Here is a 14,008-nt window from a genome sequence, read left to right on the forward strand (position 1 = left end):
TCGACAAGCTGATTCAAATTGCCGCAGGCGCGGACTTCGTGGCAGTGGGCTTTGTAGGTGTACATCTGCAGTTCCTCTCCGGCTCGATGGGTTTCTCCTGTTCGGGGTTGAGCCAGATGATGCGGTGGCACTTGTCCCGGAGTTGCTCATGTGGTCGCGTTTCGTAATTGGAGCGGGCGTCGCCGATGATGATGAGGGTGGTTTTTTTGTCCAGGTCCTGGAGGTGGTCGTTCTTGAAGGTCTGGAAGGCCATGCCGTAGTCGGTCTGGGCGTAGTAGTTGATGGGGGCGTCCTTCATGATGGCCTCGATGGCGTCGTTGACCTCTTTTTCGATGAAGTGGTCGGTGACCTCGGCCAGCTCCGAGACAAAGATAAAGCTCTTTACCTTGCTGAAGCACTCCTGGAGGGCATACAGGATGTTGAGCATGAAGCGGGCCGTGGACCACACCGAGCCCGACACGTCGCAGAGCACCACGATTTTCCCTTTCCGAAGGGGCTTGTCCTTTCGGATGATTTCGATGGGGATGCCCAGGTATTTTCCAGCCCGGCGCAGGGTCTTCTTGACGTCGATCTCCCCTTTCTTGGCCACGGAGTAGCGTAGCGTGGCGATCTCTTCGAGTTTTTTCACCAGCTGTCGGATCACGTCCCGCACCTCTTCGATCTCGTCATCGGAGAGGGAGGAGAAGGGGACCTGGCCGATTTCGTCGTAGTGCTCCTCGTTGTGGGCCACGGTCTTGAGGCCGGAGTTCTTGGTCTTGGGCTCCTTGGTGAGGATGTCGTAGGCGCTCTCTAAGCGGCGGGTGAACTCCTCTTCGATGCTTGCCTTCACCGAGTCGTCCACCACGGCGTGGTTGCCCCCGAGGAACTGGAGCACCTTCTCCTTCATCTGGTTGATCTTGAGCATCACCTCCAGGCGGCTGGAGAGCTGGGTCATGTTGGACTTCAGGCCGGTGGCGGCCTGCTCTTCCTGGGTGTGGAGCTTGTTGATGAGGTCCAGGTAGTCCAGGGGCTTTCCGGCCATGAAGTCGAGGATGGCCTGTCTCATGGCGTCTCCGTCGGCCTCCATCTCTTCGGCCAGGCGGGCGACGACCTCATCGAATCCCTGGCTCTCCGGCGTGACCTCCGCGCCGGTGAGGTCGTTTTGCATCTCATGGAAAAAGAGGTTGTAGAGCCGGTCAAATCGGTCCTGGTCCCGGTGGCTCTTGGCAAAGTTGGTCCGCAGCACCGTATAGAACTGAAACTCGTCAAAGGGATCCACAATGGCCAGCTGCCGGACCACATCCAGCACCTCGGCGGTGGAGACCCTTAAATCCGCTGCCCGGCAACAGTTTACAAATCGTAATGTCAGATTGACCATGGATGCCTCCAGCGGCAGGGGATACATCCCCTGCACCTCAGGTTCGCACATGCTCCTCCCCCTCATTCCTCGGGTTCGTCACATGCGCTGACGGGCTGCGCCCGTTATTATTGTCTCGGTGATTCGGTCATTGATATACCCATCGCAGAAGCGAGGGAAAATGCCGGTCTGCCACCTATGTTACCTATCACCTGTTTCTAATTGGGCAACAGATCGGAGATGTTTCGTTTCACCAGCTCGTAGTCCGCTTTGTATTTGAGCAGCGGGTTCAGGGTGGTGGCCACGATCTCCGGGGAGAGGTCTTCGATCTGGAGGGTGAGAAGGGCAGTGGCCCAGTCGATGGTCTCGGAGATGCACGGTTTTTTCTTCAAGTCCATGTCCCGGATTTTGGCGACGATGGTGACGATTTTTTCAAGGAGCGTCTCGTCGATGTCCGGGAGCTTGATGCGCACGATGTCCATCTCGGTTTCGATGTTGGGGTAGTCGATGAAGAGGTGGATGCAGCGTCGCTTGAGGGCGTCGCTCATGTCCCGGTAGTTGTTGGAGGTCAAAAAAACGATGGGCTTGGTGGTGGCGGTGATGGTGCCGATCTCCGGGATGGAGATCTGGAAATCGCTGAGGAGCTCTAAGAGAAAGGCTTCGAACTCGGGGTCGGACTTGTCGATTTCGTCGATCAAGAGCACCACGGGATCTTCGGACTTGATGGCGGTGAGTAAGGGCCTTGTCTGGATGAATTTTTCCGAGAAGAAGGCGTCTTCGTGGGCGGCGATCTCATCCACGGCCCCTGCCAGGCTGGTGGTATCCGAGACGATGTCGTTGATCTTGTCCTTGAGCATCTGGGTGTAGAGGAGCTGTTTTGCGTATTCCCACTCGTACAGGGACTTGGACTCGTCCAGGCCCTCGTAGCACTGCATGCGGATCAGGGGCCGCTCAAGGGCCTTGGCGATGCTTTTGGCCAGCTCGGTTTTGCCGACCCCAGCCGGGCCCTCCACCAGGATGGGTTTTTCCATGGCCACGGCCAGGTAGACCACCGTTGCAATCTCCCGAGAGGAGATATACCGCTGGGACTCCAGCCTCTCTTGAACCTCCAGAACACTTTCAAATTCCATTGCTGCCCCCTTGAACCGTGAAAATCGGGTCCGGGAAAATACTCGGGCCCGTAAAAATCGCTTTTATGCTCTGCGCGGGGTCAAACCGTGTTGCCGTACCAGTCGGGCACCTGGCTCTTTACCGACCGTACTATTTTTGAGGCGCACGAAAGGCGCCACCCCGCATCACGTTGTGTGGATCAAATCATCATGCATACCAATCAAGGGGTGAAAGAGCAAGGAAAATAGGCATGGATTCCGAGTGGGGCTGAAAGCAAAAAGAGGAAACAGTAAGGGTAGGAATAGCGCTTATTCCAGCTCTCCCTCTTCCTTCTCCCGGAGGAATTGGTCGACGGCTTCCCGTGTGATGTCGAAGGTAAATCCCTTGCCGGCCAGAAAGGTATAGGCCTTTTGCTTGAACACAGCGGGCTCGGCTTTTTTCCACTTCCATGCTTTTTTTCGGAGCAGGGTGAGGGCGGCTGCGGTTTCGTCCAGGCCCTCTTCAAGGAGGCGGTCGACGAGGGCTTCATCGACTCCTTTGAGCCGGAGCTCCTGCTTGAGCAGGTAGCGCCCCTTGGGCTGGTTTCTCAGGCGGGAGTCGATCCACTCCCGCGCAAAGGCCTCGTCATTGATAAAGCCTGCCTTTTCGGCCCGGTTAAGGGAGAGCTCTGCTCGTCTGTGCAAATTTTCTCCCGAAGGCGGCGCATGAGCTCGGCCCGGCTCCGGGAGCGAACCCCCAACAGGCGCAGGGTGCTGGCCCAGCAACGCTGTTTCTCGTCTTCAAAGGCCCTTTTTTTGACCTCGGCGGGGTCCATGACAGAGCCGCGCTCCAAAAGGGCGGCGTCAAAGGCGTTCATGCTGAAGGCTTTTTTTCCGTTCAGAAAGATGTCGGCCTTTCCGGGTCGCTTTTCGCTGTAGTCAATGTCGGTGATTTTCTGGGGCCGCTTCGGGGACTCATCCGGGTCGTGGTCATCGTCCCATGGGAAAGGATCGCTCATCGGGTGATCTCCGTGATGGTGGCGTGGGTGCCTTCGGCGCACCAGCGAATGTTCAGGTCCCAGAGGCAAAAGCCGAAGGAGGCATCTTTTTTCCGGGCGTCGTAATAGGCCGGTCTGGGGTCCTGCTCCACCACCCCGGTGATGATCCCCTTGAGGTTGGGGTAGGCGGTTTCCGAGAGCCTTGCCAGGGCCTGTTCGGCTTCCGGGGAAAAACTCACCGAAAGCTTCGGTTCGGGCTTGTGGGCGGCAAATCCTCCGGTGGCATCGCTTACGGCGTCCACATAAGGGATGTAAGGCTTGATGTCCAGAACCGGGGTGCCGTCCAGGATATCGAGGCCCTTGACGTGGATAAGGATTTTGCCTTTCTCCTCGCCCACGGACAGGAGGCGCACCACGGAGAGACCCACGGGGTTGGGGCGAAAATTGGATCGGGAGGCAAAGACCCCGATCTTTTTGTTGCCCCCCAGGCGCGGCGGCCGCACGTGGGCTTCCACTCTCCCCGGGTGGACCGGTCAAAGAGGAAGATTACCCAGATGTGGGAGAACCCCTCCAGCTCACGCACCGCCTCGGCGCGGTTGTACGGGGGGATGAGCTCGATGTGCCCCACGGCTTCGGCGACGATGCCCGGTTGCCGGGGAACGCCGAATTTTTCGGTGAAGCAGGAGTGCACGGTGCCGATGGGCGTCAGTAAGGGGGGCTGTTCCATGGTTGCTGCGTCTGTCTCTGGGGTTGCTGGTGGTTGTGTCGCAAGAAAAAACGGTTTTGATCGGTCCTATATCACAGGACGGGGACTTTAAACACGGATGTTTTGCGGCGCACGGACAGACGATGGCCAGCGACCCTTCAGCGTTTTGTCATGATGCGGAGGTAGCTCTCGGCGGCACCGGCAAGGATTTTTTCCGTGGAGGGGGGGAGCTTTCCCTGGCCTGTGGCAAGGATGGCCCCGGTGATCCGGCCCCGGATGAAGTGGCAGGCCAGGCTGTTGCCTTCGGAGACCTGGATGATCACCGTTTCGGCCTGGGTAAAGTCCACAGGGCCTGAAAGGGTGGCCGCGGTCCGCTGGAGCACCCAGGCCATGGGGCCGATGGATGCGGCGTTGCCCCTGGGAGTGGATGCCGCCACCAGCTCTCCGTCGTCATCGACGATAAGGGCGTGGCTGAATCCTCCTTTGAGCCGCGTGTAGTCCAGCAGGTTGTCGAGGGCTTCTTTCTGGTTGTTTGAGCGTTTGATCCGGCGTTCCTGGTTTACTTCTATCATACAAGTCTCCCTGGTCCCGTGGGTTCGGCTCTGTGGGTCGGTGTGAGCGAGGTGGTTTGAATCGGGATACCGAACATGACGTGTAAATGCCTCATCTTTAAAGCATACTCGGGCGGTTTGATTCAAGAGGGAATATTGGAAAAAATGAGGGGAAAACGGGCAGGTTGCCTGAACAGGCGGTGGGACAGAGGGCCGGCCATGGCCCCGCACAACGGGCCGGAGCACGGCAAACGGGCTTTTTTCAGCTTGTGGTGCTCCGCAGGATGCGCTCGTAGCCGTTGGCGGCCCGGGCGAAGATTTTGTCGGCGGAAGGGGGGATGCGGGTTTTGGAGAGAACCACGATGGCGCAAGGGGTCCCGTTGTCCGCCTTGAAAAAGTAGCAGGCCACGCTGTCCCCCCTGGAGGTCTGGGCCGTGATGGTCTGGATGTCGGGATAGGTGGCCGCCTTGGAGAGGTACCCGGCCGTTTTTTCCAGGATCAGGGCGATGTCCTTCATGCGCGGTGTCTGGTCTGCCTGGTCCGAGCGGGCAACGACCTCTCCCTTGCGCAGGATGATGGCGTGGGCGAACCCTCCGTAAATTTTGGTGTAGTTGAGAAGATTGGTCAGGGATTCCTGGCGTGTTTCAGATCGGTTGAAACGGCGCTCCTGCTTGATGGCGTCCATGGGTACCTCCTGGCTGGGTATGGCATTTTTTCGCAGGCGTATGGGGCTGTCCCCCATGGCATTCGGCGCATTGGCCGGTGGCGGGTGACGGGGCGGGCCCTGATGATTTTTAAAGGGATGATTAGAAACACTATACCTGAAAATGCCGATGGATGCGAGAAGGAACACATGGATGGAACAGGGAGACGTGGAATACCCCCGGCCCGGGGGCCGGGGGCGGATTGTGTGACACGGATCAGGCCAGAAGGGCTTTTAAACGCTCCACCAGGCCCCCGAAATGGGCGATGGTGTTGTTCACCGGGGCAGGGCGGGTCATGTCCACACCGGCCACGCGAAGCTCATCCACGGGGAACATGCTGCCCCCCAGGGTGAGGAACTCCATGTATCGGGAGACCGCCCCCTCTTCTCCTTTGATGATGCGCCCTGCAATGTCAAGGGCCGCGGAGATGCCCGTGGCGTATTTGTAGACGTAGAAGGAGGAGTAGAAGTGGGGGATGCGCAGGCACTCCAGCTTCAGGGCCTCGTCGACGACAAGGGTGTCTCCGAAGTAGTCGGCAAGGAGGCTTGCGTACAGGTCGGTGAGGGTTTCCAGGGTGATGGCCTGGTTGTCGGCGGCCATGGCGTGGATACGCATCTCGAACTCGGCAAACATGGTCTGGCGGTAGAGGGTCCCCCGGATGTTGTCGATCTCCCGGTTGATGATGTAGGTCTCCATCTTTTTGTCCCCCTTGTATTTTTCCAGGAGGTATCGGCCGAGGAGGGCCTCGTTTAAGGTGGAGGCCACCTCGGCCACAAAGATGGTGTAGTCCCCGTAGATGTAGGGCTGGGTGGTGCGGGAGTAGTGGGAGTGCATGGAGTGGCCCGCTTCGTGGGCCAGGGTAAAGAGGCTGTTGATGCTGTTGGCGTCGTGGTTGAGCAGGATGTAGGGGTTGGAGTCGTAGCAGCCAGACGAGTAGGCCCCGCTTCGCTTGCCCCGGTTTTCATACCGGTCCACCCAGCCGCCGGTGAGCCCTTTTTTCAAGGTGTCCACATAGGCCGTGCCCAGGGGTGCCAGGGCGGCCAGGGTGACCTCCACGGCTTCGTCGTAGTCCATGTGGAAGGTGACGTCCGAGGCCAGGGGCACATAGGTGTCGTAGATGTGAAGGTCATCGACGCCCAGGGCTTTTTTCCTCAGGTTCAGGTAGTCGAAGAGGGGGGCAAAGCCGTTACGCACGCTGTCGATGAGCCCGGTGTAGACCTCTTTGTCCACGTTGTCGGTGAACAGGGCTCGGGAGAGGGTGGCGTCGAATCGCTTGGCCTTGGAGATGAACAGGTCCTTTTTGATGGCTGCTGAAAGGGAGGCGCCGATGGTGTGCTTGTGGGCCTCGTAGGCGGAATAGTAGGTGTCAAAGGCGTTTTTACGCACCTCGCGCTTCGGGTTCATGAGAAAGGCGATGAAATTCCCGTGGGAGAGCTCGTGGGGGGTGCCGGCCTCGTCGTGGATGGTGCCGAAGCGCAGGTCCGCGTTGTCCAGTTGGCTGAAGATGCGGGAGGGGGCTGCCATGGCCTCGGCGGACATGGCCAGCAGCTCCTCCACCTCTTCGCTTCGGGTGTGGGGCTTGAAGCGCAGGATCTTCTCCAGGAAGAACCGGTAGTCGGCCAGCTCCTTGTGGGCAAGGAACCCTTCCATGGTGGCGCTGTCGATGGCCTGGACCTCGGGGGTGAAGAAGCTGGAGGCCTGGGCGATGCGGGCGTACAGGTTCACGGCTTTCTGAAAGAGGCCGTCGTAGTCGGGGTTGGTCTTGTCCTCGTCGTTGCGCAGGTGGGCGTAGGTGTAGAGAAGCTCCAGGGACCGGTTGACGGAAAGGTCATAATCGATGGCCTCCTTGAGGACCGAAGCCGATTCTCCCAGGCGGCCCTGGTAGGTTTTGTAGCCCGAAATCCTGGCCTCGGTTTCCCTGAAGAGGGTCTCCCAGGCCGCGTCGTCGGCGAACATGGGGGACAGGTCCCATTTGTGAGCGTCGGGTATATCGTGTCGTTCGGGTATGGTGGACATATTTTAGCGTCTCCTTTAGGGGTTGTAGCTGAACATGGGGGTGATTTTAATGAGGAGATCGAGGCCCGGGAACCGGGCTTGAATTTTTTCCTGGGTCTCCCTGAGGACCTCGCGCTGATCCCCAGGGCGGTCGCTGTTGTTGAGGGTGATGTTGAACAAAATGGTGCCGCGGTCCAGGGTGGTACCCACGATGCGCAGATCGTGAAAGGTGAGGACCCGTTCGTCTTCGGCCACCACCTTTTGGATTTCGGTGAGGACGGTGTTGTAGTGGGGGTGGTCCCGGTTGATGGGGTCCATGTGGACCACCACCATGCCGCCTGTGATGCGGCCCACGGCTTTTTCCACATCCTCTGCGATCTCATGGATGGCAAGGGCCGAGAGGTGGTGGGAGACCTCGATGTGCAGGGATACGATGCGGTTTTCTCCGTAGTTGTGGACGACGATGTCGTGGACCCCCAGCACATCGGTGACGCTGCGGCAGGCCCCTTCGATTTCATCCAGAAAGGCCTGGGAGGGGGCTTCGCCGATGAGGGGGTTCACCGCTTCCCGGGCAATGCCCCAGGCCGAGGCGAAGATGACCAGAGAGACCCCGATGCCCATGATACCGTCCACCTTGGCATAGCCAAGGTGGGAGGCGCCCAGGGCCACCACCACCAGCAGGGTGGAGAAGGCGTCGCTTCGGTGGTGCAGGGCGTCGGCCTTGAGGGTGGCCGAGTCGATGAGGTCCCCCAGGGCAAAGGAAAAGCGGGCCATGAGTTCTTTGAACAGGGCGGTTCCTGCGACGATGGCGATGGCTCCGTAGCTCGCCTTGGCCACGGTGGGGTTCAGGGTGGCGGTGATGCTGTGTTTGAGGAGTTCAAACCCGGCCACAAACAGGAGAATGGCGATGATGAGGGTGGCCACCGGCTCGATGCGGCCGTGGCCGAAGGGGTGCTCGCTGTCCGAGGGCTTCCGGGACATGGTAAACCCCACGATGACAACGGCCGATGTGGCGGAGTCCGAGAGGGTGTGGATGGCGTCGGCGATGAGGGCCGCGCTTCCCACGGAGAGGCCGATGACCAGCTTGACGGCGAACAGGAGGGCATTTCCCACGAACGTGCACCCGCCCACCCTTCCAGGACCCCGTAGCGTGACCGGACATCCGGGTCGGTGGTGCGGGTGTGATCAGAAATAAAAAAGGACGCAAACCAAAGGGCAAAGGTTTTCACAGGCGGCTCCAGAAATGCATGGGCAAGGGGGTGTTGATGATGTGGCCCCGGCAGCCCCTGGGGAAGGCGGCTGCCGGGGATATCATGTGGGGTCGCCGGGTCCTGTGGCGCGGTGAAGGCGGGGGTGAGCGGCGAGCCCTTTCATGTATGCTTTCTGAATCCGTTATACGGCCTTACACTTCCCTTGTCCAGAGGGAGGCGATGGCAGGGCCCGTTCCCACGCACAGGGAGGCCCCGCCCACGGTGAGGTCCAGGCGTTCCATCTCGTAGTAGAGGCTCACCAGAATCCGAAGGGCGGTACAGCCCACGGGGTGGCCCAGGGCGATGCCCGAGCCGTTGTGGTTGGTTTTGTCCATGGAGAGGGCCATGCCGTGGTCTTCCCGGAGCATGCGGCCCACGCCGAGGAACTGGGCGGCAAAGGCCTCGTTGATCTCCCAGTACTCCACGTCCTCAAAGCCCATGTCCGTGCCGGACAACACCTTGGGGATGGCCACGGCGGGCCCCAGGCCCATGAGTTTGGGGTCCACGCCCGCACAGGCGGTGTTGATGAGCTTCATCAGGGGGCGGATGCCGAGCTCTTTGGCCTTGGCCTCGCTCATGAAGATGGCGGCGGCGGCTCCGTCGTTGATGCCCGAGGCATTGGCCGCGGTGACCACGCCCCCTTTCTTGAAGGCGGGCTTCAGTCTGGCCAGGCTCTCGGGGGTGCTGCCGGCGATGGGATGCTCGTCGGTGTCGAAGACCGTGGTCCCCCTTCGCGTGACGATCTCATAGGGGACGATCTCCCGCTTGAAATGGCCGGCGGCAATGGCGTCCAGGGCACGGGTGTGGCTCATGAGGGCCAGCTCGTCGCACTCCTCACGGGTGATCCCGTATTTTTCCGCCACGTTTTCGGCGGTGGTGCCCATGTGGCCCCCGGCCAGTTCGTCCACCAGCCCGTCGAAGAGCATGGAGTCCTCAATGGAACCGGGGCCCATGCGGTACCCGGATCGGGCCTTGGGAAGCATGTACGGGGCGCCTGTCATGCTCTCGGCCCCCACGGCCATGACAATGTCGTTCTTGCCGAGCATGATGCTGTGGGCGGCAATCTCCACGGCGCGCATCCCGGAGCCGCAGTTCTGGTTAATGGAGACGGCGCTGCTGGCATCGGAGAACCCGATGCGCTTGGAGACCTGCCGGGCGGGCAGGGAACCCTGCAGGCCGGGAAGGCACTGGGCAAGGACCAGTTCGTCGATGGTTTCCACGTCGATGCCTGCGCGGGCGACGGCTTCCTTGCCCACATGCACGGCAAGATCCCGTGCCGAGACGTTTTTCAGGGCTCCCTGGAATTTGCCGATGGCGGTTCGGCAGGCACTGACCATCACAACATTCTGCGTTTTCACATCTTCCTCCTGTGACATGTTGATACGTTTATGTGGTGTGAATAGGTGGTTTGCTGTCGACGCGAATATCAATATAAAGCACGAATCTCTTGATTAATGAACAGTGTTAATATAACAAACGATAGTAAATAGCTAAAAAAGAGGAAGATGTATAGAAAAAATGCAGTGGGCGGGCACAGGACATCCTGTGGACCTCACCGTGGGGGAGGCGTTATTTGGTGTGACGGGTGCCGTAAAGGGGGCTTTTACCCATGGGCGTGGGGGGCTTGAGCGGAGAAATCCGCGGCAGCGTCCCTTTTCATCAGCCGCCCGTTGCGGAACCACAGGGCAATGTCGGTGGTGACCATGAGGGCGTTGACGGCGTAGAGGACGATGACGGCATCAAAGCTGTAGAGAAGCTTGTGGGTGATGCCTGCTGCATAGCCCACGAGGACAATGCAGAGAAACTGAAGGCTTTTTCCAGAGTTGTTCCGCGAGGTCCAGGACTTCCAGATGGAGGCGGGCCAGGCAAAACCGAAGCAGACCAGCATGGCGATTTCAAATACACTCAAAAAGCTACCTACATACCAAGAAAAGTCAGGCGCATGGTGCCCGTAAGTGCCGGTGGCGGGAACTCCACCGATAGGGTCCCGTGCGGTCCTTACAAAAGAGGGCTATACCACCATCTCCGGCAAATGAAAAGCCGGGGACAGAGCTTTTTCGGGGTGAGTTCACCCTGCGGGAATAATTGACATAACGGGATCTTTTCGTGATAATGGGGAGTAATTCAGATGGCCTCCTGCACTTTATCCCGGCCCCATTCCTCTCTTCAGCGTTTTTCAGGGAACCCATGATGTGATCCATCTGCGGCCAGCGCCTATTCAGGCGCCCCGCTCATGTAGGCTTATAGACCCCCAACAACCTAAGGAGACAGATCATGACCCGACGAGTGAATGTGCTTTTCCTGGTACTGCCGATTCTGGCCATCTTTTCTACGTCCCCCGCCTTTGCCGAGATAATGCTGGTCAAGGGGAAGATCATGGGGGCAAGCTGCGTGGTGAATGAAACCGTTTGTCCCACAGACATCAAGGACCCCCGTGTCTCCATGGAGCGGGACTTCGTGCTGGTTGCCGAAGACGGCAGCACCTATTTTCTCTCCAACATGAGGCGCGGGGCCAAGCAGGTTCTGGTGAGCCAGGATGTGGAGGTGCTGGGCAAGGTCAGGGGCAATACGATGTTTGTCCATAACGTGGACAAGATGCTGATGGGCGGGATGGTGAGCGTCTGGAACTGGGATCTTCGTGTGAGGAATCTCAGGCACCCCAGGTAGGGATGCTGCCCGTGATGAACTGGCATTGACAAACCCGCGTCGGCAAAGGGCCGATGCGGGTTTTTGTTGTGGGAGGCTTTTCGTGCGGGGCCATGAAGCGCCTTGGGGCAACACCTTGCGTGTCACAGGTATGGTGTGTTTTGTCGGCACGTCCTGCTTGACAGCCCGCAGGGCCTTGCCTACATAAGGGCGGACGGGCCGGGGTGCCTCAAGCCCGGTTGTTTACGGAACGTGTTCTGAACCGATACTCCCCTGACGCCTTGGACGGCTGCGGGCAAGGGGACCATGCAAGGCAGGGACCATGAATGAACTCGATGCGCTCCGAAGGGAGAACGCGCGCCTGAAACAGCAGCTTGAAGAGAGCTGTCAACTCATCAAGGGGTTGCCCGATTTGATGTTTACCCTGTCTCGGGATGGGGTGTTCACGGATTACGCCGCCATGGGACTTCCCCTGTACCGGTCACCCGAGGGATTCATGGGGAAGAGTGTCTTTGATGTGCTCCCCGGGGAGCTGGCCCGGCAGATCACCGCCGCCTGCGAAACAGCCATCCGGACCGGAGAGCGCCAGACCCTGGAGTATTCCCTGGAGCTGGAGGGGGAAGAGCGGTACTACGAAGCCCGCATGATGCGTTGTTGCCGGGGGGAGGGGGTGGTGGCCTTTGTCCGGGACGTCACCCGCGTGGCCCTTGTGGAAGAGGCGCTTCGCAACAGGGAACAGGAGCTGCAACGCAAAAGCGCTGGCCTTGAAGAGATGAACACCGCCCTGGAGGTGCTCCTGAAAAAGCGCAGCGGGGACAAACAGGCCCTGGAAGAGGAGATCCTGTTCACCATCCGCGAGATGATCCATCCGTGGATCGAGAAACTCAAAGCCACCCGGCTGGGGCCACGCCAGGTGGCCTATCTGGAGGTGGTGGAAAACAACCTCAGCACCATTGCCCGGCCCCTGGTGCGGACGGCTCCCTCTTATCAGCTCCAGCTGACCCCGTCGGAGATTGAGATCACCAACCTGATCCGGGAGGGCAAGACAAACAAAGAAATTGCCGATATCCTCTCCCTGTCCGTGAAGACCATCGAAACCCACCGAAAAAATATCCGCCGGAAGTTGGGGCTTACCCACTCGAAAACAAACCTGAGGGCCCTTCTTTCGACCTCTCTGCCGTCGGCTTCCGTGGAATAACCGTCGGTCACTTTTGGGTATGCTCCGGGTTTGGCGGGGGCAGGGCCGTGGGATGGGAAAACCCTTACAATTTCAGGGGACCCCGGGACTCAAGGGGTTTCGAGGTTGTGGGTATGTATCATACCCATTAAATACCTCATCAACGAGGGTTGATTTTGTCAGGCAGTCTGTATAAATCACATTTGAAAAAGGGGGCACATTGCTGTTGATTTACTCCCCGGCTGAGATGTCTCAGGGGACGCAATGCTTACCGGATTGCCTGATCGCTGTTGTGCTGAACTGATTTTTTTGGTTGTGCGGCATGGGGCTGAGCAGAGAATGGATGTGACCAAATAGATAACCGGTCGATCCGGTGGCCGTCTTGGGGGAGGATCTGTAACGGATTCGGAGCCGACCTCGCAGGGTGTTGGACGCTGAGCTGAGCGGAATGGATAGACGCGATGTCCTGCAACTCCCTCCCCCGAAATAAAAAATAAAAAACGGGAAAGTTTTGAAGACGGGGGGAGAGTCCTGCCTTGTCCATCCTGCCTAACTGAGTCGTATAGAGGTCATGGCCATGAGCCATGAACGGATCATATCAGCTCTTCCTCTTTCTTCCCGTTTTTCTGATTAAAAAACCGCCGATTTCGGCGGTTTTTTTGTTTTTGGCAGTTCGTATTCAGTTGCCTTCTGCCGGCTCAGGTAAACCGGCACACCACGGGGTAGTGATCCGAAGGGTAGATCCCTTCGAAGGGGTGCTTGATCACCTCTGCATCCACCACCTTCAATCCTCCCTTGTACAGAATCCAGTCAATATGTTTTCCCAGGTCGTTTCCGGTGAAGCCGTGGAAGGTGGAGGAGTGCTCGCCTGCAAAGCTGTCTTTGAACCCTCCGGACTGAAAGGCCTCATGGGCGGGGCTTTCGGGCGGGGCGTTGAAGTCGCCGGTGATGACCATGGGAACATCTCCGGGAAAATCTTTCAGGAACCCCAGGATCAGGTCCGCGCTCTGTTTCTGGACCCCCTCGTCAAAATCGAAGTGGGTGGTGACGCAGACCACGCGTTCGTCGTCCCGTTCAAACTCTCCGATGACGCACTGGCGGGGCCACTGGCTTCCCTCAAGCTGGCTCTCCTCATGGGGCGTGTGGCTCAGGAAACAGTGGGTGTGTCTCAGGCAGGTCCACTCTTTCTGATAAAAAATCAGGTTGTTCTGCCAGGTGGTGGGCGACGGGTTTCTCACCCCTACAAACCGGTAGTCCTTCAGGAGCTGGGCGAGGTACCGGGTCTGGAAGTTGTTGGCTTCCTGCATGCCGATGAAATCGGGGCGCGTGGCGGTAAACAGAGGGCCGTAGGCCCTGCGCCGATGCTCCCAGGAGTTTTCTCCGTCGTCGGCGAGGCCGAAACGGAGGTTGATGCTCATCACAGAGAAGGATCGGTTCATGGGATCGTATGCATAAGTCATGGCACCTGCCTGATCAGGGGTTAGGGCGAAGGGAAACAGCCGGGCCGGGTATACAATCCATTATCTTAAAGCAGGAATGCAGGCCCTGTCAAAATGG

The 14,008-nt window shown here is 58.9% G+C and carries 14 protein-coding genes and 1 pseudogene; 3 read left to right on the forward strand and 12 right to left on the reverse strand.

The features are described 5' to 3' along the window. Nucleotides 1-13: 13 nt before the first annotated feature. The 5 genes and pseudogenes from ACOYW1_RS02870 to ACOYW1_RS02890 all read right to left on the reverse strand — a co-directional run. On the reverse strand, nucleotides 14-1,408 hold the full coding sequence (locus ACOYW1_RS02870; RefSeq protein ID WP_482421585.1) for a vWA domain-containing protein: 1,395 nt from the start codon (nucleotides 1,406-1,408) through the stop codon (nucleotides 14-16). 146 nt (nucleotides 1,409-1,554) lie between these two features. Next, a complete protein-coding gene (locus ACOYW1_RS02875) occupies nucleotides 1,555-2,466 on the reverse strand; it encodes an AAA family ATPase (RefSeq protein ID WP_180136785.1) in 912 nt (303 codons plus the stop codon). Nucleotides 2,467-2,754: 288 nt separating this feature from the next. After that, complete coding sequence (locus ACOYW1_RS02880) at nucleotides 2,755-3,129, reverse strand: regulatory protein RecX (RefSeq protein ID WP_482421586.1); 375 nt, start codon at nucleotides 3,127-3,129, stop codon at nucleotides 2,755-2,757. A 310-nt stretch (nucleotides 3,130-3,439) separates the two neighbouring features. Beyond that, the gene (locus ACOYW1_RS02885; protein ID WP_482423644.1) at nucleotides 3,440-3,724 is read right to left on the reverse strand and encodes a hypothetical protein; all 285 of its coding nucleotides are present in this window, start codon (nucleotides 3,722-3,724) and stop codon (nucleotides 3,440-3,442) included. A 54-nt stretch (nucleotides 3,725-3,778) separates the two neighbouring features. Beyond that, nucleotides 3,779-4,050: pseudogene (locus ACOYW1_RS02890) on the reverse strand (TrmO family methyltransferase domain-containing protein); the annotation flags it as partial. Here ACOYW1_RS02890 and ACOYW1_RS02895 point away from each other — a divergent pair. Then, nucleotides 3,979-4,134 carry a hypothetical protein gene (locus tag ACOYW1_RS02895; RefSeq protein WP_482423889.1) on the forward strand — a complete coding sequence of 52 codons (156 nt, stop codon included), beginning with the start codon at nucleotides 3,979-3,981 and terminating at the stop codon, nucleotides 4,132-4,134. The pseudogene ACOYW1_RS02890 and the gene ACOYW1_RS02895 sit on opposite strands and share 72 nt — an antisense overlap. Before the next feature lie 152 nt (nucleotides 4,135-4,286). Here ACOYW1_RS02895 and ACOYW1_RS02900 read toward each other — a convergent pair whose 3' ends face one another. From ACOYW1_RS02900 to ACOYW1_RS02925, 6 genes are all read right to left on the reverse strand, one after another. Further along, nucleotides 4,287-4,700: a hypothetical protein gene (locus ACOYW1_RS02900; RefSeq protein ID WP_482421587.1), complete on the reverse strand. Its 414-nt coding sequence runs from the start codon at nucleotides 4,698-4,700 to the stop codon at nucleotides 4,287-4,289. A 241-nt stretch (nucleotides 4,701-4,941) separates the two neighbouring features. After that, nucleotides 4,942-5,364, reverse strand: a complete 423-nt coding sequence (locus ACOYW1_RS02905; RefSeq protein ID WP_482415096.1) for a hypothetical protein — start codon at nucleotides 5,362-5,364, stop codon at nucleotides 4,942-4,944. A gap of 235 nt (nucleotides 5,365-5,599) precedes the next feature. After that, complete coding sequence (gene pepF / locus ACOYW1_RS02910) at nucleotides 5,600-7,399, reverse strand: oligoendopeptidase F (protein WP_482421588.1); 1,800 nt, start codon at nucleotides 7,397-7,399, stop codon at nucleotides 5,600-5,602. 15 nt (nucleotides 7,400-7,414) lie between these two features. Then, the gene (locus ACOYW1_RS02915) at nucleotides 7,415-8,491 is read right to left on the reverse strand and encodes a cation diffusion facilitator family transporter (RefSeq protein ID WP_482421589.1); all 1,077 of its coding nucleotides are present in this window, start codon (nucleotides 8,489-8,491) and stop codon (nucleotides 7,415-7,417) included. A gap of 289 nt (nucleotides 8,492-8,780) precedes the next feature. Next, the gene (locus tag ACOYW1_RS02920; RefSeq protein ID WP_482415099.1) at nucleotides 8,781-9,986 is read right to left on the reverse strand and encodes a thiolase family protein; all 1,206 of its coding nucleotides are present in this window, start codon (nucleotides 9,984-9,986) and stop codon (nucleotides 8,781-8,783) included. A gap of 245 nt (nucleotides 9,987-10,231) precedes the next feature. Next, a complete protein-coding gene (locus tag ACOYW1_RS02925) occupies nucleotides 10,232-10,537 on the reverse strand; it encodes a hypothetical protein (protein WP_482421590.1) in 306 nt (101 codons plus the stop codon). A 365-nt stretch (nucleotides 10,538-10,902) separates the two neighbouring features. Here ACOYW1_RS02925 and ACOYW1_RS02930 point away from each other — a divergent pair, with 365 nt between their 5' ends. Then, entirely contained in the window at nucleotides 10,903-11,295 is a 393-nt protein-coding gene (locus tag ACOYW1_RS02930) for a hypothetical protein (protein WP_482421591.1), read from the forward strand. 301 nt (nucleotides 11,296-11,596) lie between these two features. After that, nucleotides 11,597-12,472, forward strand: a complete 876-nt coding sequence (locus ACOYW1_RS02935; protein WP_482415102.1) for a LuxR C-terminal-related transcriptional regulator — start codon at nucleotides 11,597-11,599, stop codon at nucleotides 12,470-12,472. A gap of 677 nt (nucleotides 12,473-13,149) precedes the next feature. On the opposite strand, the gene ACOYW1_RS02940 is transcribed toward ACOYW1_RS02935, so the two are convergent. Continuing rightward, on the reverse strand, nucleotides 13,150-13,911 hold the full coding sequence (locus ACOYW1_RS02940) for an endonuclease/exonuclease/phosphatase family protein (protein ID WP_482415103.1): 762 nt from the start codon (nucleotides 13,909-13,911) through the stop codon (nucleotides 13,150-13,152). Between the last annotated feature and the right edge of the window lie 97 nt (nucleotides 13,912-14,008).

It is taken from the genome of Desulfoluna sp. CYM3A (genome assembly GCF_056829965.1).

What these genes read in the sequence shown, in the direction of transcription:
- ACOYW1_RS02905 (WP_482415096.1), bottom strand. Translation starts at nt 5,364, where the DNA reads ATGGACGCCATCAAGCAGGAGCGCCGTTTCAACCGATCTGAAACACGC.
- ACOYW1_RS02930 (WP_482421591.1), top strand. Translation starts at nt 10,903, where the DNA reads ATGACCCGACGAGTGAATGTGCTTTTCCTGGTACTGCCGATTCTGGCC.
- ACOYW1_RS02870 (WP_482421585.1), bottom strand. Translation starts at nt 1,408, where the DNA reads ATGTGCGAACCTGAGGTGCAGGGGATGTATCCCCTGCCGCTGGAGGCA.
- pepF (WP_482421588.1), bottom strand. Translation starts at nt 7,399, where the DNA reads ATGTCCACCATACCCGAACGACACGATATACCCGACGCTCACAAATGG.
- ACOYW1_RS02940 (WP_482415103.1), bottom strand. Translation starts at nt 13,911, where the DNA reads ATGACTTATGCATACGATCCCATGAACCGATCCTTCTCTGTGATGAGC.
- ACOYW1_RS02935 (WP_482415102.1), top strand. Translation starts at nt 11,597, where the DNA reads ATGAATGAACTCGATGCGCTCCGAAGGGAGAACGCGCGCCTGAAACAG.
- ACOYW1_RS02875 (WP_180136785.1), bottom strand. Translation starts at nt 2,466, where the DNA reads ATGGAATTTGAAAGTGTTCTGGAGGTTCAAGAGAGGCTGGAGTCCCAG.
- ACOYW1_RS02900 (WP_482421587.1), bottom strand. Translation starts at nt 4,700, where the DNA reads ATGATAGAAGTAAACCAGGAACGCCGGATCAAACGCTCAAACAACCAG.